Consider the following 23,069-nt stretch of genomic DNA (forward strand, 5'->3'; position numbering starts at 1 on the left):
AGATGCGGAGCGAGTAATAGTGCGAGCTACGAGGCGAGCACGTGCGAGGCAGGTCGAACTCCGGTGGCTCCCTCCACCTTCGACGCCGAGAACGCAACGCCACGATCTTCCAGCCACGGCACGACGCCGTAGGCGACCTTGCCGAAATTCGCTTCCTGGGGACCCACCGCGATCAGGGTGACGCCATCGGCGACGTCAGCAGCTTTCACATCGGCTATCAGGCCTGCCAGCCCGACGGGTGTACCGATATAGCGAATCGAGGCCGGAACTACCGGGGCGTCGAGGCCTGAAAACTCTCGACGGGCAGTGCGTGCATCGTCCGCAATATGTATCTCGATATCGAGATACACGGCCACGTCGTCGGCGTTCTTGCCCGACTCGACGGCCTCGGCCCGTAGCCGCGTGCGCAGATTCTGCGCTTCCCGTAGGTCCTCGGCCTGAATTCTCACCATCTCCGAAGACGGAGTCGAGTCGGTGAGTTCGGTCCACTGACCCAACACGTCGAGGGCCACCCGGATGGGGCGAGCGTGGGCGATATCGGAACTGTGCGACATGCGATCGTGTCCTTCGTACAAGGCAAGGGATGCGGCTTCTGTAAGGGTCTAACCCGAGCGCCTACAAGATCCGGACGCGGTCCGGCACAAATCGACGTACCTGTCGCACCAGCGACGGTTGCGCCACAAGACAATTGCTGTCATATTCCGATGCTAACCGCTTCAGTCGGCGATGGGGCTTCGTTCCACTCAGCGGCACCTGGCTCCCCGAGGGCACTCACCGGCACCGCGGCAGGAACACAGGGCGATCCGACTCCTGCCTTCCCGTCCACCAGATCGGGGAAGGGACGCGGATCGGGCACCGGATTCCACCATCCGTCCTCCTCCGCGTATGTCCACGAAGCACCCTCGTGCACGAGCTGCGTTATGGCTCCGAGCAGGCGATCGACGTCGGCGCTCGAGCTTCCCAGACCGAGGCTCGCCCGCACTGCCCCGTCGGGACGACCTAGGCGCGCAAGAAGTGGATGCGCACAGAATTTGCCGTCTCGAACACCGATGCCATGCTCGGCCGACAGGTAGGCAGCGATTTCACCGGGCCCGAAGCCGTCGATCGTGAATGTGACGATCCCCACAGTATCCGGAGCGTCGGTCCACACTTCGAGCAAGCGCACGCCGGGGGTTGCCGTCAGTCCGGCACGCAATCGGTCCGACAGAGCACGCTCGTGTTCGACGGATCCCGATCTCTCGTGCCCGGCGAGCGCCTCGCACGCCGCAGCCACTGCGGCGACACCGAGGACATTGGGCGTGCCTGCTTCGTGACGCGCGGGCGAGCGCGCCCATGCAGTGGATTCCACGCTCACACTGTGCACGGCACCGCCACCTGCCAGGTACGGCTGAGCCGCATCGAGCCAGTCGCGACGACCCACTAGTACTCCTGCACCGTGCGGGGCGTACAGCTTGTGGCCGGAGAAGGCGAGGTAGTCGATGCCGAGGTCGCTGATGTCGACCCGCCGATGCGGTACCAACTGGGCGCCGTCGACGAGTATGCGGGCACCGTACCGATGAGCCAGCTCTGCGAGTTCACGAATGGGCAACACCTCACCGGTGACATTCGAGGCGCCCGTGATAGCAAGCAACGCAGCAGGTTTCGTGGCGAGCTCGACCTCGATGCGCGCCACTGTCTCAGCGAGGGTGTCGGCAGCAACGACGACACGGCGGTCCCGCCACGGCAAGAGATTTGCGTGGTGCTCGATGTCGAGTACGACGGTCTCACCGGGCACGCACCGCGCCAGCAGGTTGAGCGAGTCGGTGGTGTTCCTGGTGAAGATTGTCACCGAGTCACTGTGTGCAACAACAAAATCCGAGACAGTCGTACGAGCCTTTTCATACGCCGCCGTCGACACGCGCGAGGCATAGCCTGCGCCGCGATGCACACTCGAGTAAAAGGGCAGGAGCTCGAGGATCCGATCGGTCACCGCTGCGAGAGCAGGAGCACTGGCAGCGTAGTCGAAGTTCGCATAAGTGCAGGTACTGCCGTCGACCAGCGGGACCTGGAGGTCCGCCCCACTGACCAAGGCGAACGGTGCGCACGAGCTTTCGAGAACAGCAGTCATGACAAATATCCCCTTGTAGATCAAGGGACTCGAAATATCGAAGAAGGACGATCGAGTCCGCGCTTGCCGCGCCGGTATTCCGGCGTCAGCCAGGTCGTCACCCGGAGCACCCCACCGCGGAGGAGGGTTGCCGACCAGCAAGCCGGGGCTCGATGCTGGTACTCATGACCTGTGAAGAGGATGGCAAACGGTCTACGCGGTTGTCAACCCTTCCGGTAGGAAATCGCGTCTCCAGCCGAGCCGAAGCCGTATCCCGAGTAGAATTCGCGCGGTGTCGAGCCTCACCGATCCATCCGTCCGTTCACCTTCCGGCCACCCGAACATGAGATAACGACCGTCGAGGTTCACTCGCAATTCGGAACCAACGAGAAGAAGGACACCCGGTTTTCTGTGCAACCACAAGCGGATTCGGCCCCCGAGCTGCCTTCGGCCGACGTACCCACCGACTTCTTGCGCTCCGAGCACGCGCCCGAGCAGCGCACGCTCATCGATATCCTCCGCGCCACCGCAGAGCAATACCCTGACGCACCCGCAATCGACGACGGCACTGTCGCGGTGTCCTACAGCGAATTGCTCGTAGACATCGACGAGGGATCACAGTGGCTGTCTCGGGCCGGTGTTCGCCGCGGCGATCGCGTCGGAATCCGCATGCCGTCGGGATCCTTCGCCCTGTACGTCGCCATTCTGTCGATTCTGAACGCCGGGGCGGCCTACGTGCCCGTCGACGCGGACGACCCGGACGAGCGCGCCGAACTCGTATTCGGGGAGGCCCGAGTCACCGCGGTGGTGACCGCGAGCGGAATCGTTGCAGGCACTGCCGAAAAAGACACTGCACCCGCCTCGGACGTCGGCGCCCCGACACCCGAGGACGACGCCTGGGTCATCTTCACCTCCGGGTCGACCGGGACCCCGAAGGGGGTGGCCGTGAGCCACCGCAGTGCAGCGGCCTTCGTCGATGCAGAAGCGCGCATGTTCATGCAGGACGATCCACTCGGCCCCGGCGATCGTGTGCTGGCGGGCCTGTCCGTGGCGTTCGACGCATCGTGCGAAGAGATGTGGCTCGCCTGGCGTCACGGCGCCGCATTGGTGCCCGCACCCCGTTCGCTCGTGCGCAGTGGCCTGGACCTAGGTCCGTGGCTCGTCTCGCGCGACATCACCGTCGTGTCGACGGTTCCCACTCTGGCGGCCCTGTGGCCTGCCGTCGCCCTCGAAGCAGTCAGGTTGCTCATCTTCGGCGGCGAGGCATGCCCACCCGAGTTGGCCGAGCGTCTCGCCGTGGACGGGCGCGAAGTGTGGAACACCTATGGTCCGACCGAGGCGACCGTCGTCGCCTGCGCATCGATCATGGACGGCAAGGGTCCGGTGCGCATCGGGCTACCGCTCGACGGCTGGGATCTCGCGGTCGTCGATGCTGCAGGCAAGCCCGTAGCCGTCGGAGAAGTCGGTGAACTGGTGATCGGGGGTGTCGGACTCGCCCGCTATCTCGACCCCGAGAAGGACGCCGAAAAGTACGCGCCCATGCCCACGCTCGGATGGGAGCGCGCGTACCGCAGCGGAGACCTCGTCAAACTCGAGCTCGAAGGTCTCCTTTTCCAGGGGCGCGCCGACGATCAGATCAAGCTCGGCGGGCGACGCATCGAACTCGGCGAGATCGACAACGCACTACAGGCCCTCCCCGGTGTTGCCGGCGCTGCCGCTGCAATTCGCACCACCGGCGCGGGCAACTCGGTACTCATCGGTTATCTGTCCAGCACCGACCCGAACTTCGATCTCGACGCCGCGCGCACCCTGCTCGCCCAGCAACTTCCATCGGCGCTCGTTCCGCGGCTCACCCTCGTCGATGAGCTGCCGACACGGACGTCGGGCAAGGTGGATCGAAACGCGCTCCCGTGGCCACTCCCCGGCATGGGCGAACACTCCGGGCTCGGCGGAACCGCAGGATGGGTTGCCGAACTGTGGACCGAAATTCTCGGCGCTCAGATCTCCGACGACAACGCCGACTTCTTCCAGAACGGTGGCGGATCGTTGTCCGCCGCGCAGTTGGTAACAGCGCTGCGTCAGCGTTTTCCCGAGGTCACCGTCGCGCAGTTGTACGACCATCCGCGGCTCGGCTCACTCGCCCGCATGCTCGACGACCTCGCACCGCCGGTCGACGTCGTTCCGCGTGAGGTCATCCCGACACCGCGTCGGGCGCAGTGGATCCAGATCGCCGCAACGGTGCCGCTGACCACGCTGACCGGTCTGCAGTGGGTCACCTGGCTCGGCATACTCGCCAACGTCATGTCGTGGTTCGCCGACGTCCCATGGGCGCCGACGGTGTCCTGGTGGTGGCTCCTGGTCGCATTCTTGCTGTTCATCACGCCGGTCGGCCGGATGGCAATCTCGGTCGTCGGCTCACGCCTGCTGCTGACCGGAGTCAAGCCCGGCGCCTACGACCGCGGCGGCAGCGTGCATCTGCGCCTGTGGACGGCAACGCGCCTCACCGACGCCAGCGGCGCCTCCAACCTGTCCGGCGCACCGTGGATGGTCTACTACGCCCGAGCACTCGGCGCGAAGATCGGCAAGGGCGTCGATCTGCACACCATGCCTCCCGTTACGGGAATGCTCGAACTCGGCGACGGCTGCTCCGTCGAACCCGAGGTCGACCTAACCGGTCACTGGATCGACGGTGACATCGTCTACATCGGCGGCATCAGGATCGGTGCAGGGGCAACTGTCGGCGCACGATCGACGCTCCTTCCCGGCACCTCGGTCGGCAAGAACGCCGTCGTCACTGCAGGTTCCGCGGTTGTCGGACGCGTCAAAGCCGGTCAGATGTGGGCGGGCTCCCCCGCCACGAAGATCGGCAAGGCCGAGCACCCGTGGCCCGAGGAAACACCACCTCGCGCGACCCGGTGGATCGTGGCGTACGGCGTCGCGTCGCTGTTCCTGTCGGGTATGGCGATCTTCTCGATCGGCGTCTCGTTGGTACTGATGGGTTGGTGGCTGCACACTGCGGCGACGCTGCTCGGTGCACTCGGCCGCGGCGTGCTGCTGCTACCTGTCGCCACGATGGTCTCGCTCGCGACGTTCGCGCTCATCACGGTGGCCGCGGTGCGTCTGTGCAGCATCGGCCTGACCGAGGGCTATCACCCGGTTCGCAGCCGAATCGGCTTTCAGGTGTGGGCAACGGAACGACTCATGGACTCCGCGCGCACCTTCCTGTTCCCGCTCTACGCCAGCTTGTTGACGCCGGGATGGCTGCGACTTCTCGGCGCCAAGATCGGCAAGGACGTCGAGGCCTCGACAGTGCTGATGATTCCGAAATTCACCACCGTCGCCGACGGTGCATTCCTCGCCGACGACACGATGATCGCAAGCTACGAGCTAGGCGGCGGCTGGATGCGCCTCGGGGATGCCAAGGTCGGCAAGCGCGCATTCCTCGGCAACTCGGGCATGACGGGTCCAGGACGCACAGTCCCGAAGAACGGCCTCGTCGCAGTGCTGTCGGCTACCCCGGACAAGGCGAAATCAGGATCGTCCTGGCTCGGCAGCCCACCCGTGCGGTTGCGTCGTGCCTCCGGGAGAGCAGACTCCTCGCGCACGTTCGATCCGCCGACGAAGCTCAAGATCGCCCGGGCATTCGTCGAGACCTGCCGACTGATTCCCGTGGTTGTGACGTTCGCGATCGGCCTTGGTGTGTTGTTCGGACTCTTCGCATTGGCCGACAGTCATGGGTACTGGCTTGCCGCTCTACTCAGCGGAGTCGTACTGCTGATTGCCGGTGCCGTCGCCGCCGCCATATCCGCGCTGGCGAAGTGGGCCTGGGTCGGCCGCATCGACAAGGTGGAACACCCGCTGTGGAGCTCGTTCGTGTGGCGCAACGAAGTGTCCGACACGTTCGTCGAAACCGTCGCGGCCCCGTGGTTCGCGCGGGCAGCAGAAGGCACGGCGGTGCTCAACATGTGGCTTCGTTGGCTCGGCGCGGACATCGGCCACGGAGTCTGGTGTGAAACATACTGGCTGCCGGAAGCCGATCTTGTGACACTTGCCGACGGCGCGACAGTCAACCGTGGGTGCGTTGTGCAGACGCACCTGTTCCATGATCGGATCATGTCCATGGACAGCGTCACCCTCGGACGAGGAGCCACACTGGGGCAGCATTGCGTCGCACTGCCTGCCGCGGGAATCGGCGACGGTGCGACCGTCGGGCCGGCATCTCTGGTCATGCGCGGTGACACCGTGCCTGCGCACACGCGTTGGCAGGGTAACCCGATCGCGCCGTGGGCAAAGGGCGATCCGTACCGCCGGATCACTGCAGCGGCCGAGGCGACCCTGTGAAACCTGGCCCGAAAACGGTGACTCCGATGTTCGACCTCGACGCCAACGATGCGCCGATCGACCCGTACCTGCCCGAGAGCGGCAACCGCGGATATCGGGTCTCGCGGTACGAGCTGGATCTCGAATACAAGGTCGACAGCAATCGACTGACCGGAACGGCGCAGATAACCGCCGTCACCACCGCGACCATTGCGAAGTTCGCGCTCGATCTCGGGCCTGCACTGCGGGTGTCCAAGGTGTCGGTCAACGGGTCTCGCTCGGTGAAGTTCTCGCAGCAGCGCGGCAAGTTGAAGATCACCATGGCCAAACCGATCCTCTCGGGTGGGGCGCTCGTCGTTACCGTGCATTACGGCGGAATTCCCAAGCCCATCAACAGTTTCTGGGGTGAAGTCGGCTGGGACGAACTCGCCGAAGGGGCCATCGTCGCGAGCCAACCCAACGGTGCCGCGTCCTGGTTTCCCTGCGACGACCATCCCGTATCCAAAGCGAGCTACGGCATCACGATCACCACGGACTCGCCCTACTATGCGGTGGCCAATGGAACGTTGGTGCGCAAGCAGACGCGGGCGAGCCGCACGACGTGGCTATACGAGCAGCCCGAGCCCATGGCGACGTACCTTGCCACCATCCAGATCGGGCACTACGAGCACCGCGTCACCAGCACCGAGCCCGTACCGATAGAGGCGATCATCCCTCCACGGCTGCGTCGGCACTACGATCACGATTTCGGCCGTCAAGCCCAGATGATGGAGACCTTCGTCCGCCTGTACGGCCCGTACCCGTTCGCGGCCTACACCGTTGTCGTCACCGATGACGAACTGGAAATTCCGATCGAGGCGCAAGGCATTTCGATCTTCGGCGCCAATCATTGTTCGGGTGATCGCCGCTTCGAACGCCTTGTCGCACACGAGCTTGCGCACCAGTGGTTCGGCAACAGCCTCACCCTCGGAACCTGGGCGGACATCTGGCTGCACGAAGGCTTCGCGTGCTACTCCGAATGGATCTGGGTCGAAAACTCCGGTGGCGCAAGCGCTCACGACAAGGCGCAGCGCGCATACGCCATCCAGCGGACCTTGCCGAAGGATCTGATACTCGGCGATCCAGGCAAGGCCAAGCTGTTCGATGACCGGGTCTACAAACGTGGCGCGCTGGCATTGCATTCACTGCGGAGGACCGTGGGTGACGAGCGGTTCTTCGCACTGATTCAGCTGTGGACCAAAGAGTATCGCTATTCGACGGTATCGAGCCAGGACTTCATCGACCTGGCATCGCGCTTCGGTTGTCCGCGAACACTCTGGGACAGCTGGCTCTATCAGGCGGAGCTGCCGGCGCTTCCGTAGGCTCCGGCCCGCTTCCGTAGGCTCCGCCGCCGACGCTGGCGCTGGCGCTGGCGCACGACTCAGGGAAGGTGCGCTCTCGACCGTGTGCGAACGGACACCCAGCAGAGCGCAGCGAGAACCGAACCGAAGACGAAGATGGCGGGATAGGTCACGACCCCCGGCCACTGCTCGGTGAGCGCGGACAGAATCGCCGGTATCGCGAACCCCAGGTACGTGAGTGAATAGAACACAGCGGTCAGTCCGGCCAAGTCATCGGGGCCGGCGATACGTTGCACCTCTTGCAATCCGGATACCAACGCCATGCCGTAACCGCAACCGAGCACTGCCGCCGCGATGAGAGCGGCGGCGATCGTCAATACCGATGCGGCCCACGCTGCGAGCAACATCCCGACGACCAGAATGGCGAGCGCAACGAGCGCCCCTCTGGCGTGAGTCGGAGTGTCGATCTTGCGCCCGATCGCTTGGATGGCGAAGCCGGAGCCGAGCGCGATCACCGACATCAGTGCCGATAGTGCGATGGGGTAACCCCCACTGTTGTCTGCCATCAACGACGGCAATACCGCGTACGCGACACTTGCGGCACCGAACACCCACGGCGCCAACGGAACTACGACCAACAGGAATCTTCGGTGCGACGCCGCGGGGATCAACAGATCTTTGCGAAGCGGTTCACGATCCACCGGCGGCACGGCAGCCCGCGTCTCCGGTACCGACGCCATGCCGATCCCTGCGAGGACACAGATGCCTACATGAACGAGGTACGCGAGATGCGTCGGCCACGGCGCCCACTGTGCCAAGATGCCGGCGACGCCTGCACCGAGCGCGAAACCTGCAGTCAAACTCATCGCCGCGCGACGTGCTCCCGCGCCGGCTGCGGCCGAAGAGTCTAGGGCGGTCAGCTCTTTCACCCAACTGCCGCCGACGGCCATCCCGATACCGAGAGCGACTCCGCTGAGAACCCGGCCGCTGAACAGCACGCCTGCGTTGTCGGCGCCGAACGAGATGAGAATCGATCCGGCAGCAGCCACGGCCGTCGCGGGCAACATCACCGGCCGTCGACCCAGCCGATCGGACAGCGGCCCACAGATGAGCAGCGCGGGCACTATCCCGATGACATACGCGAACAGGAACATATCGACCGTGACGGCGGAGAAGCCGTGCTCGAGCCGGTACATCACCAGAAGTGGGGTGAATTCGTTTCCGCCCCATGCGACGGCGAACATGCCTGCTGCGACGAGTAGCCAGCGAGCAGTACCGACCTTGGTGACGTTCGACCCGGTCGAGAGTGCGGTCATTGCCGACCACCCTCGGTCAATCCATGCACCCGGTTCATGTGTTGCTCGACCGCATCAGCGAAACCGTCGACGTCGCCTGCTTCGATCAAGTCGGTGAGCTCGGCGTGATCGTCGACGATCCGCGAGATCTGCCCGGGATCGCGGATGAGCGAATGCGCCGTCATCCGTCGCTGACGCTCGCGAAGACCTGTGTAGAACTCGTCGAGAAGGGGGTTTCCGCCTGCATGCACTATCAGCCGGTGAAAGTCTGCGTCGGCAGCACTGAATTCGGCTGCCGTGCCCGTCTCGACGAGGCTACGTTGGCGCTCGAGGTTGCTGCGGAGATCAGCGAGAAGTTCGGTTCGGGCCCGTTCATCACGGACGATAGTGCGAACGCTGGCAGTCTCGACGATCCAGCGCGCTGAGACGATATGTTCGGCCTCGCCGGGCGCGATCGGCACGACGAGTGCCCCTCGCTTGGGATAGAGCCGCATCCATCCTTCGACCTGAAGTCGGAGGAACGCCTCGCGAACCGGAGTCCGGCTCACGTCCATGCGTCCGGCGATGTCACCTTCGCTGACCAGCTCACCGCCGGGAAGTTCACCGGTGACGATGAGTTCCTTGACAGTCAGGTAAGCCTGCTCCGATGCCGATGTCGGGTTCGATCCATGGATAGACACAACATAGATACTAGATGCCGACGCTTCCCGAACCCATCTGGGGCTTCGTCTCGCATGCCCCTACCCCGAATCGCTCATTCGTCCTCACCCTTCTTGAACACGCGCCGAGCAGTCGGAATGAGCACCACCAGTGCCCCTATGAGAACCACGACCGAGAACACTTCGAGCCACATGCGCTTACTCCTTCGGAAAAGTCGAGAGTGGGACGACACCTGAACTAAGACGCCGGCGCGAGCCAACTGCCGGCTGGGATGTTGCGCAGAATCGTGAACGCCACCACGACGGCGACACTCGCAACGAACAGCCACGTCGGAGGACGCATACTCCCGAAGGCCCTGCCGCGTGCACGGGCGCGCAGCCACACTCCCCACACCACAACCCCCACGGCGACGAGTACGACGGCCAGAGCGTTCGTGGCCAGCGCGGACTGTAGATCACCGCGTACCAGGTCACCGAGGGCCCGCGTCGTGCCACACCCTGGACACCACAACCCGGTGACGGCATGGATCGGGCAAGGAAGATACGTCGACGTCCGGGGATCCCGTACGTAGAACAATGCCCCTGCCGCGACGGCGAGAGCTCCGACAGCCAGCGGTGCTCCTGTCCCCCTACGCAGGTCGAGTGAGATCACCTGTTCCACGATATCGGTGATGCGAGCCCAGGACATCCGACCAGCTACTACAACTCAGCCCTGAACGAGAACGGTTCCCATCATGTCCGGGTGCGGAGTGCAGTGATACGTGTACGTTCCCGGCTCGGTGAATGTGTGGGTGAACGTGTTCGAGGTCATCAGCGGGCTGCGGAAGGACTTGTCATCGGCGACGACGTCGTGCGTCATGCCGCCGTCGTCGAACACCCAGGTCACCGTGTCGCCGACGTCGACGGTGATGCTCGCGGGCGTGTAGGTGCGGTTTTTCACCGTCACCTGGTTCGCCACCGGCGCCGGAGCTTGTTCGGGTTCCGGCGAAGAACAGCCGATAAGAGATGCGAGGACGAATGCCGATGCGATACACCCTGATAGAGCCCTCGAAGTTTTCACTACACCGAGGCTACCGGCAGTCGGGTGGTCCTGAGCTCGGGTAACATCATCGCGGAAGTTCACCCCTGCGAGAGGCACCACCCATGACCGAGCGACACGGTCGCAGCAGCGCAGCTGCCCTGTTCTCCCTTCTGTTCGTCCTCGTCGCCTCGCTGATGGGGTCGGCTACCGCCCAAGCAGCGCCTGCACGCTTCGTGCCTGCTGGGGAGATCAGCCCAACCGTCGGCTTCGATCCCGCCGGAGTGCTCGAATGGCGGCTCGATCAGGTGTTCGTCAACCAACCGATCTTCGTCCGAGTCGACCCTGTGCTCCCCGGCTTGACCGACTTCTCACTCAACAACTGGTGTAATTGCGCCATCAACTGGTTCAACAACACCACCCAGGTCGGTGGCGTCGCATTCCCCGGACCGCTGGACACCGGGCCCATCCGCACCGGATCCGGTGACGTCTCGGCGTGGACCGATATCCCGGGCGGCTGGACGATCGTCCGCGGCAACGGCCACTGGTGGGTTCCCTGACTTCTCGGAGCTATCGGAACACCTGCTCGCCCAGATAGCCGCCTTCCTCGACCCCCGGCGGAATCGCGAAGACCGCAGACCCAATAGGGGTTGTCCACTCGTCGAGCGCATCATGGGCGTCCACCGTCAGTCGCGGCTGAGAGCCTCCCCCATCGTGCGATTCAAGGTATCCAGCGCGCGGACCACGCTACGCACGGATCCCGAGGTGGTCTTGGACTCGAGCAGGACGTCGCGGGCGGAAGTCTCGGTAAGTTTCTCCGGCGGCTCGACGTGTTCACCCGTGAGAGCTCGTTTGACGTCGCCGATCGTAGATTTCGTGACTTCCGCGGCCTCTCGGATCGCCAACGTCGTTGCCTCCGACGGTCTCGATTCCGGTTCGGCGCGTGCTGCGCCGACTCCGGCTCTGGCGAGTGCATGTCCGGATCGGTTGCTGACCGCCATGATCCGCAGCAACCGCTTGGCGCCCCTGCGAGTGCGGGTAGTCGGGCCCAGCTCCAGCGGTTTGCCCGCCGTCATGAGCTCTTTCAACGCGTTGTCGAGCTTGCGTACGTCGGCGACGAGGTTCGTCGCACTTCCGGGCTCGACGACGGACTCGATACTCGAGTCGATGATCGTCGACATCCGGTCAAGGTAATTCTCGACCTTCTTCACCAGCGTCGATCGTGTTCCGGTGGAGAAGACGAAATACGCCGACGCGATGCCGACCAGCCCTCCCGCGGCGGTTTCGTAGATTCGTAATTCGAGCACCTCGAGGCTGAAGGTTCCGAGAAGGCCGTACAACATCGCAAGCATCACCGTGATGAAGAAGGCGAGCAGCGCGTAGGCAACGGTGACGAGGTAGAACGCACAGAACACGCATACGACCAGTAGTACGAGTTGGAGTGGTCGGTCAGGTCCGACGAGGGCAGACAACACCACTCCCGCAAAAACTCCGGCGATGGTTCCGACGACCCGATGGCTGGCACGGGAGAGGATCTCACCGCGCGTCGATGCTCCCGTGAACACCAGGAACGCTGTCAGGACTGCCCAGTACCAGCGATCGGGCGAGATAAGTTCTCCGAGAATCGTTGCAGCACTGGTGGCTACAGCAACCTGAATGGCGGCCTTCGTGCTCGGATTCAGACCAGCGGATTCATCGCCGTCCGGAATGGGGTCGGCGACGTCGTCGTTCTTCTCCACTGGGGATTCCGGATCCTTGCGCAACGCATTGATGGTGATGTGGTGGATTGCAATGTGGGCCTGCACTGCGCGCATAGCAACCGCCGTAGCGATTCCCGCCTGGGTCGACGGGTCTGCCTTGTCGGCCGCCGCCGTAGCGAGACGTCGCGCCGCACGCAGTTGATCTTCCGATGGGTTGTTCTGCAGGCTCGAACCGAGGGCGGTCGTAGCCTCACCGAGCGGTTCCGGCCATGGCTCGTTCGGATCGAGCGCCCATAGTGCACTCACCAACTGTTCGGTAGCGATCTGCGCATCGAAGATTCGTAGTGAGAGGTCGTCGCTGGTGACGCTGAAAAGTTGGGCCGCGTTGTTGCGGTCGAGCCAGTCGTCGATCATCAGGGCGGTGCGGCCGAGCCGGTCCAGCTTCTTGCGCAATGTCACGAGATCACGCTCGCTCCGGTTCGACGCGACCTCGAGCACATCGATCGACGCAGCCCGAAGCGCCCGCACAAGTCTTCTCAGTTCGACCCCTGGCCGCTCCGGGAGGATCACCGTCCGAACGAGCAGCGATATCGCGACACCGCACGCGATCGATACCAAGAAAATTGGAATCTGGCTTGGCTGCGCACGCAGAAAGAGGGCAAAGAAATAGCAGATGAAGGCCACCATGCCCAGGGCAGTTCCACGTGGGCCGTACCGCCTGACCCAAACGGCGGTGAAGAGCACGATGATGAATCCGACATCGGCGACCGGGCCGAACTGCGACAGGACCGCCGAGAACGAGACTGCAGCGGCGGCTGGGAAGAACAGCAGCAGGGTGGTGATGACGCGGCTGCGCTGGTCCTTGTCCTTCACCGCCGCAGCCGACTGCATCGCAACGACGGAGCCCAACAGCGCGACTGTGATCGGTTGACCGATCAGATTCGACGCCGGTAGAAGAAATGCAATGGCGAGAACCAAGGTCAGCGTCGTTGCCGTTGCACTGCGCAGTCGAAGCCTGCCGGGGTCGGATACGGCAAGAAAACGCGACGTCTCGTGCAAGAACCGAACTGCCATCCACCGATTATGCGGCCCCGCCTACATTGTCCGCATCATCGGTGGACAGTGTGGTCCTATCGCTCGAGCTCTAGTAGCGGGCGGCTCGTTCGAGTCCACGCCGACGATCCGCAGGCGTTCGCCGAGGGCAGCTGGTGCACTTGTCGGCTCCTGAGGTCTCGTATAGAAGGCAACACGAGCAGCGTTGGGTGAACCGGCGGCCCCCGACGTCGACAAATCTCGGGGACGGCATCGTTGCCTGCATATTCGCGATCAGCGACGCGGCGAAGCGACTGCCGACGGTCCTGTCGCCGAGCGCGGCCCCCACGTCGAGGCTGCGGTTGGCGATGGAGTCCGTCGCGATTGCCCACAAAGCCTGTCGACGGGCTCCCGAGGCCTCGGCGAGTACGTCGATGATGCCCCCGAATGTTGCGTCCAGTCCGGGTGCCAGTTGCTCGGTCGAGATGGTCAGCTCGGTGCTCACCCCACCCAGATAGCCGTTGGGCCGCAGGAAGCAGCGTGCGGTGTCGAGCGTTGGATCCGCGACCTCACCGGTCACCATCGCGGTGGCGACAGCAACGAAAGCTAGCGTCGAGCTGGCCGAATACCACCACAGGGTGCCGTTGACCCGATCGTCGACGCAGTTCCACCGCACTCCGGTGTCGACGACGCGAGCCCGTATCCAGTCGGCGTCGAGCATCACCGACGCAGGAAGATCGAACGGGCCTTCGAGGTATTCACCGAGGCCCGGTACTCGCGCCGCGGCACGCGCATAGACGCTCATGCCAGCCCGTGAACGTCGATGACGGGCCTCGGGTGGGTACGCACCGTCGCCCGAATGCCGAATACCTCCGCCAGCAGAGAGTCGGTCAGAACCTCCACAGTCGGGCCCGAAGCGACGACGGATCCACCGTCGAGAACCGCCAGCGAGGAGCAGTACTCGACGGCCAGACGCAGATCGTGCACGGTGATGACGATAGCGAGCCCGTCGGCAGCAAGGTCGGCAATGGCGCTCATGACGATCAGTTGGTGGCGCAGATCGAGGTGGTTGGTCGGCTCGTCGAGCAGCAGAATTCGCGGTTGTTGAGCCAGCGCGCGGGCAATGGAGACGCGTTGCCTCTCACCGCCGGACAATGCCCCGACGTCACGGTCGGCCAGACCGAACAGTTCCAACCGGAGCAGGCAGGATGTCACTACCTCGTCGTCGGATGCGGTCGGGGGAGAGAACCAGCCGCGGTGCGGCACCCTCCCGAGCGCGACCGATTCTCGGACGGTCAGCCCCACGGATGCCTCGGGTTCCTGCGATGCGACGCCGACGGTCCGCGCGAGTTCCGCGCGCTTCATCGACCGTGCGTCGATATTGTCGACGAGGACGGACCCGGATGCTGGTGTCAACGCTCGGTAGCAGCAGCGCAGCGCCGTGGTCTTACCTGATCCGTTGGGTCCGACGAGTCCCAAAATTTCCCCGGGTCGGACACTGAAATTGATGCCGTGCAACACTTCTCGCGATCCGAGCCGGGCAGTGACCTCGTGTATCGACAGAGTCATCGCTCGGCCCTTCCGTATTGGCGAGAGAGCATGAAGACGAAGATCGGTGCGCCTACCAGCGCGGTGACCACTCCCACCGGCACCTCGGTGCTGCTGGAAACCGATCGGGCGAGTGTGTCTGCCCCTACCAACGCGATCGCCCCGAGCAGAGCCGCCACGGGAAGGAGCCTGATGGCCCGGGTACCGACGATGTATCCCGCGAGATGAGGTACGAGCAAACCCACGAAACCGATTCCGCCACCGACGGATACGGCGGCACCGGCAAGCATCGAGACGGCCAGGAGCTGAAGTACACGGAATCGCTGGACATTCAATCCCAGAGCAGCGGCGCCGTCATCACCTGTTTTGAGCAGGTCCATGCGCGGCGCACTGAGCAACAGCACAGTGCCGACCACCAGGAGCGCGATCGTGGGGAAAGTCAACGTCGACCAACGCGCGTCGCCAAATCCTCCTGCAAGCCAATGCAACACACCGCTGAGGGTACGTTCGTCGGCGAAGACGAGAAGAGTGAAGGTGATCAACGCCGAGAACACTGCTCCCAAAGCGACGCCGACGAGGACGATCGCCGTCGACTGTGGGTACCTGCCACCGATCAACAATGCCAGGAACAACGGGATCATCGCCCCGACGAAGGCCGCCGCTGGAATGGTGAAGACCCCGATCGCACCCGCTCCGATACCGAGCGCCATCACAACCACGACACCGAAGCCCGCTCCCGAGGACACTCCCAGCAGATACGGATCAGCAAGCGGGTTACGTGTGACGGCCTGTGCGACACCGCCCGCGATCGCAAGGGAGGCACCGACGACCGCGGCAGTCAACGACCGCGGAAGACGGGAGTCGAGGACGATCACTGCGCGGGCCTCGGTCCACCAGGATTCGAACGCTCCCGGCATCACCTTGTGCATCACGATCGCCCAGACGTCGCCGACGGGAATCCGCACCGACCCGAAGGATGCTGCCGCTGCGACCGCAGCCAGAAGACCGAAGATCAGCAGTACAAGAACCACTACGAGCGGAAAGCGTGAACGTCGATTCGACGTGGATCCGACAGGCGCAGTTCGAGTTTCGACGGCGGTTGTCATCAGTCCTGGAACCGGTCCGGATGCAGTGCGCGTGCGATGGTGTCCACGCTCGTCACCAGTCGTGGGCTCTCGAAGAAGTCGTCGAGCGGTACGACGATGAAGTTGTCGCGTTGGACGGCGGGGGTCGTCGCCATGATCGGTTGACTTTTCAGGAAGTCGATCTTGCCCTGTGCGGAGGTGTCGCCGTAGTCGAGGACGACGATCGCCTGTGGTGCGCGTTCGCCGATGATCTCCCACGTCGTGTCCAGGTAGGGCCGCTCGCCTTCGGGGAAGATGTTCTCCGCCCCTGCGTAGTCTGCGATGATTTGCCCTACGCCGACGCCCCCGATGGTCATGGGGACGTCTTCACCGGAGTCGTAGAATAACGTCGGGGTCGGAGCAACACCGGTCAATTTCTCACCCACTGCATCCAGGCCTGCCACGACACCGTCGGCGACGTCCTTCGCGGCATCCTCGGCTCCCAGAATCTCACCGAGTTGGGAATAATCGTTTTCGAGCATCCCGATGTCGGGGAATCCCGATCCGCAATACTCGGAGAACAGGAACGTCGCGACGCCGACATCGGTGAATGACTCTCGGGAGCGGCCCTCCTTGTCGTTGAATGCGCTGCGCATGCCTCCCACGACGAGGTCGGGGTCGAGATCGAGGATCTGTTCTTTCGTCGGGTATTCGTCGGCGAGGCCGGCGATTCGTTCGAATGCAGCTGCCGTCTCCGCAGTCGGGGTGGCGTTCTGGTAGCCCATCCCGACGATCCGATCCGCGACACCCATCTCGATGAGCACCTCGGTGACGTGATCGTTCATGGAAATGATGCGTTGTGAAGGGGCATCGAACTGCTGGGTGAGGTCGCAATTGGAGATGGTGACAGGCTCGTCGAACGCGGCCCCGGCCGAGGTGGCGTCTATCGAGTCGCCACGCGAACAGCCCGCGAAGAGCAGCGCTGCCGCGGAACCGACCGCGACAATTCGGACGATGGAGGGAGTAGATGGTGACATATGAACCTCACTAGGAGCTCAGAGCCACGAAATTGAGAGTCGACGCGCAGCAACAATCAACCACGCGCAGGACTGCCGATTCGTAGACCACGACGAATAGGTGTCGCACACACAGCCGCTGGGTAATCGGACTTGCCATCTCCACGAGAGGAGACAGCCCACCGTTGCGGGTCAGCGCCGGATTTCGACCGGCTTCCCCCTACGACTGGCTTGCTAAGTGCTTCGTCCAGCAGTATGCACGAGAGGTTTCGGCAGCGGTCGAGCGCGCCCACCGATACCCACACATGTAGTCAGCGGATACGTCGCGCCCGAACCGCAGGTGCCGAAGAATGCGGCAGCAGTCTGCTGATGTCCTCGGGCATCAAAATTTCGAGGGTCGCCGACGCGTCGAACCGGTAGGGCTGCGTCATGACCACACCGGACAGCTGCTTGCGCAGACGCGACATTTCGGCCCTGACGGTGATCGCCCTTCCGCCGTCTCCGAACAGATCCGCCGCCATCTGTGCCGCGGTCCGCCCCTCCCGATGGACTGCCAGCAGGTAGAGGATCTCTGCGTGACGCGGCGTCGGCTCGTGTATCCACTCCCCGACCTCGCTGCGGATCTCTAGCCGAGTGTGCTGCGGATGGCGTAGATCGATGCAGATCGTAGTGGCACCGGCCGTCTCGGACACCGATGCGCTCTCCGCCACCCCTGTCGGCCGGACGAGCCAACCACCGGGCAACGGCTCGACTTCACACACACCGAGCGTCGGCATCCAGAATCGTCCCGTGGCCAGATCCTCGGGCAGCAGAACTCGAGTGCGCAACGCGACGGACGAGGTCGCCGCTACCCACCCGTTGGCGTCGACCGCCAGTGCGGGGGAATGCAACCGGGCGAGCATGGGGGCCGCGACAGAGCGCAGCAGATCCAAATTCTGCCGATGATGCTCGCGCAGTTGGGATTCAGCAAGACGGGCAATGGCATCCACGAGCGCGAGTGTGGTCGGATGCACGCTACTCGCAGGCCCACTGACATCGACCGCACCGATCACCTGACCGGTCCGCGGGTCCTTGATCGGCGCACCCGCACACGTCCATGGATGATGGCTTCGCACATAGTGTTCCGCCGAAAAAATCTGCACTGCTCGGCGCGAAACCAACGCAGTCCCGATCGCATTGGTACCGACCGAGTCCTCGGCCCAGCTGGCACCCTCGACGAATCCGAGTCCGTCGGCGCGATCGAGCACTGCCGTAGATCCACTGCGCCACAACACCCGCCCGTGACGGTCGGCCACAACGAGAATGTTGTTTCCGTCCTGAACGACCGATTCCAGCCCTCGAGCCAGATCGTCGAGGACGTCGAACAGACCCGAATCACGACGGCTCAGCTCGAGATCGGAAACGTCTACAAGTGAGGGTGAGATGGATTTTTGTTCGGGATCGATACCGAGGGTCTGCAACCGCCGCCACGAATCACCGATCACCTCGCGTGGCCGGGCTGGCCCCCTACCGCCCGCCATCGTCGCGTCGTAGACGGCCGTCAGTATCTGCGCGTAGCGGCGCGGATCCTCGCCTGCCGCCAGCGCAGGCTCGGGACCTGTCGACTGAGTCATTGCCGACAATTGTGCGCCAGCTCACATAGCGATGCAGAGGTGGGGTCAGTTCGCTCGCGTCGACAGCGCCTTGCGGGCACTGCGGGGCGCTCCGCGTTTGGGGAACAGAGCGCGTGACACCTCACGAGCGGCGTCCACGACCAAAGGTGCCACTCGCTCGAGTTGCGCATTCCGCGTCTCTCCACACAGCGCGATACCACCGGCCGGGCCTTCGTAACCACGAATCGCCGACCCCACGCATGAGATCCCACGGACCGCCTCTTCGAGACCGAACGCCAGCCCCTGGCGCTGACGAATGCGGTTCAACTCCAGATGTAGGACCGTCCGCTCGGTGATGGTCTTGTCGGTGAAGCGAGGAAGGGTCGCGCCGAACAAGGTGTCTACATGCTCGGGATCCAGCCACGCCAACATCGCCTTCCCGCCGGCCGTCGCGTGTGACGCGGCCCGGCCACCGACGCGGGACGGCAGTGCGGCAGCGAACCGTCCACCGACCTTGTCGAGGCAGACGCTTTTGGATCCGTCGAGAACAGATAGATGAACGACCATCCCGGTCTGCATGTGCAGCTCGTGCAGAATCGGCGCAGCAACCTCACGAATCTGGCTGCGTCCGCCGTCACCGCCCCCGAGCCCGAGCGCACGTGCACCGAGTCCATATCCGACCGAAGCGTGATCCACCCAGTCGAGCCTTACGAGTTGATCGAGAATGCGGTGAACGGTGGACCTCGGGAGCTGAGTGCAGACCGAAATCTCTTCGAGGGTCAGCCGGGCTGCTTTACCCCCGAATGCGTCGAGAATCAGTGTCATCCGTTCGACCATCGACGGCGGCAGGTCTGCCTTGGACTGCGCGGCGATTGCCCGGCCCGCGAACATTGTGTCGTTCGAGTCAACGATGGTCATGACATTCCCCCAGATCAGTTTCGAGTCGACTCAGCAGCTTTGAGTGTCTCGGTCGGGATGTCCGAGTGTACCCAGAGGGACATGGAAAACTCCGCTTGGGAAGAGTCACCGGCAAACGAAAGAAGAGGTCCGGGGGCACCACCTTCGGTCTGCAAACCGACTCGACCCGTCGAGATGAATCACTGAGTGATACTTGGTATCTCATACGTGTCAAAGAGTAAGAGAGATTCAGATCACCGTCAAGCGGGTCCGCGTCGCCGGCGCGGACCCGCCGTAACGTCACTCCTGACTGGCAGCGAGCGCGGTGAGTTCGAACCCCTTGTACCCCGCTGCTGCGGCCTCCGCGATCTTCTTGCCGTAGTTGCCGAAACCACCCGCATACATCATGAAGACGCGCGGCTTACCCTCGATATTGGCACCCATGTACCAGGAGTTGGCCTGAGGGAACAACGTCTTCGCGGCGACGGCGGCACACTCCGCCATCCAGTCCGCAGCAGCTTGCTCGCCTGCCTCGACGATCGCGTAATCGTTACTATCGACGTACGCGATCGCGTCGGCGATCCAGTTCACGTGCTGCTCGGAGCCCAGCACCATGTTTGCCAGCACACCGGGGCTGCCGGGGCCGGTGATCAGGAACAGGTTGGGGAAGCCGGCCGCGGCGATGCCATGCAGTGTCTGCGGTCCTGCCGCCCATTTCTCACGCAGCAGTACCCCGTCGCGTCCACGGATGTCGATGCGGTCCAGTGAACCGGTGATCGCGTCGAAGCCCGTGGCGAACACGATCATGTCCAGGTCGTAGCGCGCGCCTGCAGTCGCGATGCCCGTCTCGTCGATGGCGATGATCGGCGCCTCGCGGAGGTTCACCAACGTGACGTTGTCGCGGTTGTACGTCGCGAAGTAGCCGGAGTCGGTGACGATTCGCTTGGACCCGATCGGGTGGTCCGTCGGGATCAGTGCGTCGGCGACAGCCTGATCTTCGATGACGGCGCGAATCTTGCGCTCGGCGAAGCCTCGGGCCAGGTTGTTGGCCTCGATGTCGCTCATCTGGTCCGCGAAAGTCTTGGCGAACAACACCCCACCGAGCTCCCAGTACTGCTCGAACTCCGCTTCCCGCTCATCCGCCGGGACCTCGAGCGCACTCTTCGGATTCGAGACGAAGGGGGAACCACCACCGCTGGCCCAACTCTTGCGTCGGCGCTCGGCGTAGGTCGCTTTCTGCTCACGGCGAGTCTCTTCGTCCAGCGGACGGTTGCTCGCGGGCACGGAGAAGTTCGGGGTGCGCTGGAAGACGTGCAGCGTCGCTGCCTGCTCGGCGATCAACGGGATGGACTGGATGCCCGAGGATCCGGTGCCGATGACACCGACCCGCTTTCCGGCGAAATCGACACCGGTGCGCGGCCAGTCGCCGGTATGCAGGACCTCGCCGCCGAAGCTGTCGCGGCCCGGGATGTTCGGCAGGTTCGTCGTGGACAGCGCGCCGGTGGCCAACACACAGAATCTCGCCGTCACCTTCTCACCCTTGTCGGTGACGATGTTCCACCGTGCGGCCTGTTCGTCGAACGTCGCGGACACCACTCGGGTGTCGAACTCGAAGCCGCTACGCAGGTCGAATCGGTCCGCGACGTGTTCGAGGTATGCCAAGATTTCTGGCTGCGTGGCATAGCGCTCGGACCAGTCCCACTCCTGCTGCAGTTCATCGTCGAAGGAATACGAGTAGTCGACGCTTTCCACGTCGCAGCGAGCACCCGGGTAGCGGTTGAAGTACCACGTGCCACCGACGTCGGAAGCTGCTTCGAAGCCCTGGACGTCGAGTCCCTGCCCGCGGAACTTGTGCATCGCGTACAGGCCGGCCAAGCCTGCTCCGACAACCACCACGTCCACATTGGTTCGCGTCATGATCGATTCCTTCTTTCTGGAGAGTGTGTTGGTTCGACAGGCACGCTGGTCACCGGGCTCTCACGCGTAGGCCATGTCGAGAGGCATCGTGATCCCGGTGATGGAGCGGGCCTCGTCGGAGGCCAGGAACAGGCTCACGTCGGCGATGTCCTGGCTCGCCCTTCCGTCCGTGCTCATGGAAGGGTTCACGATGTTGATTCGGATGTTGTGCGGCTCGAGCTCTTTTGCCAGCGACCGCATCAGCCCGACCAGCCCGTGCTCGGCCGCAGCGACGTGGCCCATCCCGTTCAGACCCCGGACACCGGCCGTGGAGCTGACCAGGACGAGCGAACCACCGCGCCCGCCCTCGATCAGGTGTGGAACAGCGGCCTTGCAGGTCTTCCACATCCCCGTGAGGTTCACATCAGCATCGTCTGCCAGACCTGAGCCGAGAGCTCCATGGTCTTGCCGGTGGAACTGATGCCTGCGCCGGCGCAGACGATGTCGAGCCGACCGAGTGCGCCGACGCCGCGGGCCAACGCCGCATCGAGCGCGCTCTGCTCGCGGACATCGGCCTCGATGGCGACAATCCGTCGCCCGAGCAGTTCGACCTGTCGGACAGTCTCCGCCAGGTCCTCGCTGCTCGCGACAGGGGTCGTCGAGTGCGTTACCGCGGTGCAGCAGTCCACCACGATCAGGTCGGCACCCTCCTGAGCGAATCGCACCGCCTGCGCCCGTCCGATCCCCCGGGCTCCGCCGGTGATCAATGCCGTCTTGCCCGCCAATCGCCCACTCATGACATCGCTTTCTGTGTAAGTCCGGCGTCGACCACCAGTTGCGTGCCGGTGATGTACCGCGCCTCGTCCGAGGCCAAGAACACCACCGCGTTGCTCACATCCACCGACTCCACCCACGGCACCGGCAACAGGTGCCGCGCGGCGAGCACATCGACGACGTCCTCGGCAGTTGGATCCGCAAGGTCCGGGCGCAGCCGGGCGAACGTGGCCGGGTTGAGTGTCATCGCCGTGTCCACCGCGCCTGGATGGACGGTATTGACGCGAATCGACTGTGGGCCGAGCTCGTTGGCCAGCGTCCTGGCCAGTCCGACCACCGCATGTTTGGCTGCGCTGTAGTGCGAGGCGCCGGGAGCCGCGCTGATGCCGGCCGTCGAGCTGATGATGATCACCGAACCGCCGGCGACCTCCAACGCCGCGACACCCGCCAGCACGGTGTGCCAGACCCCAGTGAGGTTGACGGCCATCGACCGCTCCCACAGGGCCTCGTCGATCGTCCACGACGGGCCGACGTTCTCGGTCACTCCGGCATTGGCGACCACCGTGTCCAACCTGCCGAGCTCGGCCACGCCGAGTGCGACTGCATCCTTCGTCGCCGCCAGGTCTCGCACGTCCGCAACACCGGTGACGATTCGACGGCCCTCGGCCCGAACGAGCGCCGCGGTCTCGGCAAGGCCTGCCTCGACGAGATCGAGCGCGATGATGTCCGCGCCCTCCTGGGCCAACCGCACCGCGTGCATACGGCCCATTCCTCCGCCTGCGCCGGTGATCAACGCGACCTTGCCTGCCATCCGTGACATCTGTGATTCCTC

The 23,069-nt window shown here is 64.0% G+C and carries 18 protein-coding genes, 1 pseudogene and 2 riboswitches; of the genes and pseudogenes, 3 read left to right on the forward strand and 16 right to left on the reverse strand.

Going from position 1 to position 23,069, the window contains the following annotated elements; translation table 11 throughout:
- Window positions 1-26: 26 nt before the first annotated feature.
- Together QMK32_RS03185 and QMK32_RS03190 are read right to left on the reverse strand one after the other, a co-directional pair.
- Window positions 27-554, reverse strand: a complete 528-nt coding sequence (locus tag QMK32_RS03185) for a hypothetical protein (RefSeq protein ID WP_283472932.1) — start codon at window positions 552-554, stop codon at window positions 27-29.
- Window positions 555-694: 140 nt separating this feature from the next.
- Window positions 695-2,107: an aminotransferase class V-fold PLP-dependent enzyme gene (locus QMK32_RS03190; protein ID WP_283472934.1), complete on the reverse strand. Its 1,413-nt coding sequence runs from the start codon at window positions 2,105-2,107 to the stop codon at window positions 695-697.
- A 54-nt stretch (window positions 2,108-2,161) separates the two neighbouring features.
- Window positions 2,162-2,277: riboswitch (SAM riboswitch) on the reverse strand.
- Between the two features lie 220 nt (window positions 2,278-2,497).
- On the opposite strand from QMK32_RS03190, the gene QMK32_RS03195 reads away from it, so the two are divergent.
- Complete coding sequence (locus tag QMK32_RS03195) at window positions 2,498-6,427, forward strand: Pls/PosA family non-ribosomal peptide synthetase (RefSeq protein ID WP_283472935.1); 3,930 nt, start codon at window positions 2,498-2,500, stop codon at window positions 6,425-6,427.
- Between the two features lie 26 nt (window positions 6,428-6,453).
- On the forward strand, window positions 6,454-7,767 hold the full coding sequence (locus QMK32_RS03200) for a M1 family metallopeptidase (RefSeq protein ID WP_283473177.1): 1,314 nt from the start codon (window positions 6,454-6,456) through the stop codon (window positions 7,765-7,767).
- Window positions 7,768-7,826: 59 nt separating this feature from the next.
- On the opposite strand, the gene QMK32_RS03205 is transcribed toward QMK32_RS03200, so the two are convergent.
- The 4 genes from QMK32_RS03205 to QMK32_RS03220 all read right to left on the reverse strand — a co-directional run bounded on the left by QMK32_RS03205 (window position 7,827) and on the right by QMK32_RS03220 (window position 10,760).
- Window positions 7,827-9,062, reverse strand: a complete 1,236-nt coding sequence (locus QMK32_RS03205) for an MFS transporter (protein ID WP_283472936.1) — start codon at window positions 9,060-9,062, stop codon at window positions 7,827-7,829.
- Window positions 9,059-9,721 (reverse strand): GntR family transcriptional regulator, encoded by a 663-nt coding sequence (locus QMK32_RS03210; RefSeq protein WP_283472937.1) that lies wholly within the window; start codon window positions 9,719-9,721, stop codon window positions 9,059-9,061. Before QMK32_RS03210 ends, QMK32_RS03205 begins: the two co-directional genes overlap by 4 nt.
- Window positions 9,722-9,938: 217 nt before the next feature.
- The gene (locus QMK32_RS03215; RefSeq protein WP_283472938.1) at window positions 9,939-10,352 is read right to left on the reverse strand and encodes a DUF2752 domain-containing protein; all 414 of its coding nucleotides are present in this window, start codon (window positions 10,350-10,352) and stop codon (window positions 9,939-9,941) included.
- Window positions 10,353-10,406: 54 nt separating this feature from the next.
- Window positions 10,407-10,760: a cupredoxin domain-containing protein gene (locus QMK32_RS03220; RefSeq protein ID WP_283472939.1), complete on the reverse strand. Its 354-nt coding sequence runs from the start codon at window positions 10,758-10,760 to the stop codon at window positions 10,407-10,409.
- Window positions 10,761-10,843: 83 nt separating this feature from the next.
- Between QMK32_RS03220 and QMK32_RS03225 the strand changes: the two genes are divergently transcribed.
- On the forward strand, window positions 10,844-11,278 hold the full coding sequence (locus QMK32_RS03225) for a hypothetical protein (RefSeq protein ID WP_283472940.1): 435 nt from the start codon (window positions 10,844-10,846) through the stop codon (window positions 11,276-11,278).
- Between the two features lie 126 nt (window positions 11,279-11,404).
- Here QMK32_RS03225 and QMK32_RS03230 read toward each other — a convergent pair whose 3' ends face one another.
- The 10 genes and pseudogenes from QMK32_RS03230 to QMK32_RS03275 form a co-directional block, all read right to left on the reverse strand.
- Window positions 11,405-13,492, reverse strand: coding sequence for an FUSC family protein (locus tag QMK32_RS03230; RefSeq protein WP_283472941.1), 2,088 nt, complete (start codon window positions 13,490-13,492; stop codon window positions 11,405-11,407).
- A 70-nt stretch (window positions 13,493-13,562) separates the two neighbouring features.
- Window positions 13,563-14,255, reverse strand: coding sequence for a (2Fe-2S)-binding protein (locus QMK32_RS03235; protein WP_283472942.1), 693 nt, complete (start codon window positions 14,253-14,255; stop codon window positions 13,563-13,565).
- Window positions 14,252-15,019, reverse strand: a complete 768-nt coding sequence (locus tag QMK32_RS03240) for an ABC transporter ATP-binding protein (protein WP_283472943.1) — start codon at window positions 15,017-15,019, stop codon at window positions 14,252-14,254. Before QMK32_RS03240 ends, QMK32_RS03235 begins: the two co-directional genes overlap by 4 nt.
- Window positions 15,016-16,104: a FecCD family ABC transporter permease gene (locus tag QMK32_RS03245; RefSeq protein ID WP_283472944.1), complete on the reverse strand. Its 1,089-nt coding sequence runs from the start codon at window positions 16,102-16,104 to the stop codon at window positions 15,016-15,018. The genes QMK32_RS03240 and QMK32_RS03245 overlap by 4 nt, the downstream gene beginning before the upstream one ends.
- Complete coding sequence (locus QMK32_RS03250) at window positions 16,104-17,099, reverse strand: ABC transporter substrate-binding protein (protein WP_283472945.1); 996 nt, start codon at window positions 17,097-17,099, stop codon at window positions 16,104-16,106. Before QMK32_RS03250 ends, QMK32_RS03245 begins: the two co-directional genes overlap by 1 nt.
- Before the next feature lie 100 nt (window positions 17,100-17,199).
- Window positions 17,200-17,345, reverse strand: a riboswitch (cobalamin riboswitch).
- 44 nt (window positions 17,346-17,389) lie between these two features.
- On the reverse strand, window positions 17,390-18,691 hold the full coding sequence (locus tag QMK32_RS03255; protein ID WP_283472946.1) for a GAF domain-containing protein: 1,302 nt from the start codon (window positions 18,689-18,691) through the stop codon (window positions 17,390-17,392).
- A gap of 45 nt (window positions 18,692-18,736) precedes the next feature.
- A complete protein-coding gene (locus QMK32_RS03260) occupies window positions 18,737-19,588 on the reverse strand; it encodes an IclR family transcriptional regulator (RefSeq protein ID WP_283472947.1) in 852 nt (283 codons plus the stop codon).
- Window positions 19,589-19,867: 279 nt separating this feature from the next.
- A complete protein-coding gene (locus QMK32_RS03265; RefSeq protein ID WP_283472948.1) occupies window positions 19,868-21,484 on the reverse strand; it encodes a flavin-containing monooxygenase in 1,617 nt (538 codons plus the stop codon).
- 60 nt (window positions 21,485-21,544) lie between these two features.
- Window positions 21,545-22,260: pseudogene (locus QMK32_RS03270) on the reverse strand (SDR family NAD(P)-dependent oxidoreductase).
- Window positions 22,257-23,057 (reverse strand): mycofactocin-coupled SDR family oxidoreductase, encoded by an 801-nt coding sequence (locus tag QMK32_RS03275; RefSeq protein WP_283472949.1) that lies wholly within the window; start codon window positions 23,055-23,057, stop codon window positions 22,257-22,259. Before QMK32_RS03275 ends, QMK32_RS03270 begins: the two are co-directional and overlap by 4 nt.
- Between the last annotated feature and the right edge of the window lie 12 nt (window positions 23,058-23,069).

The sequence above is a fragment of the Rhodococcus sp. H29-C3 genome (assembly GCF_030063405.1).
Classification (GTDB): Bacteria; Actinomycetota; Actinomycetes; order Mycobacteriales; family Mycobacteriaceae; genus Rhodococcoides.

What these genes read in the sequence shown, in the direction of transcription:
- QMK32_RS03185 (WP_283472932.1), bottom strand. Translation starts at nt 554, where the DNA reads ATGTCGCACAGTTCCGATATCGCCCACGCTCGCCCCATCCGGGTGGCC.
- QMK32_RS03190 (WP_283472934.1), bottom strand. Translation starts at nt 2,107, where the DNA reads ATGACTGCTGTTCTCGAAAGCTCGTGCGCACCGTTCGCCTTGGTCAGT.
- QMK32_RS03200 (WP_283473177.1), top strand. Translation starts at nt 6,454, where the DNA reads ATGTTCGACCTCGACGCCAACGATGCGCCGATCGACCCGTACCTGCCC.
- QMK32_RS03205 (WP_283472936.1), bottom strand. Translation starts at nt 9,062, where the DNA reads ATGACCGCACTCTCGACCGGGTCGAACGTCACCAAGGTCGGTACTGCT.
- QMK32_RS03225 (WP_283472940.1), top strand. Translation starts at nt 10,844, where the DNA reads ATGACCGAGCGACACGGTCGCAGCAGCGCAGCTGCCCTGTTCTCCCTT.
- QMK32_RS03230 (WP_283472941.1), bottom strand. Translation starts at nt 13,492, where the DNA reads ATGGCAGTTCGGTTCTTGCACGAGACGTCGCGTTTTCTTGCCGTATCC.
- QMK32_RS03235 (WP_283472942.1), bottom strand. Translation starts at nt 14,255, where the DNA reads ATGAGCGTCTATGCGCGTGCCGCGGCGCGAGTACCGGGCCTCGGTGAA.
- QMK32_RS03240 (WP_283472943.1), bottom strand. Translation starts at nt 15,019, where the DNA reads ATGACTCTGTCGATACACGAGGTCACTGCCCGGCTCGGATCGCGAGAA.
- QMK32_RS03245 (WP_283472944.1), bottom strand. Translation starts at nt 16,104, where the DNA reads ATGACAACCGCCGTCGAAACTCGAACTGCGCCTGTCGGATCCACGTCG.
- QMK32_RS03250 (WP_283472945.1), bottom strand. Translation starts at nt 17,099, where the DNA reads ATGTCACCATCTACTCCCTCCATCGTCCGAATTGTCGCGGTCGGTTCC.
- QMK32_RS03255 (WP_283472946.1), bottom strand. Translation starts at nt 18,691, where the DNA reads ATGACTCAGTCGACAGGTCCCGAGCCTGCGCTGGCGGCAGGCGAGGAT.
- QMK32_RS03260 (WP_283472947.1), bottom strand. Translation starts at nt 19,588, where the DNA reads ATGACCATCGTTGACTCGAACGACACAATGTTCGCGGGCCGGGCAATC.
- QMK32_RS03265 (WP_283472948.1), bottom strand. Translation starts at nt 21,484, where the DNA reads ATGACGCGAACCAATGTGGACGTGGTGGTTGTCGGAGCAGGCTTGGCC.
- QMK32_RS03275 (WP_283472949.1), bottom strand. Translation starts at nt 23,057, where the DNA reads ATGTCACGGATGGCAGGCAAGGTCGCGTTGATCACCGGCGCAGGCGGA.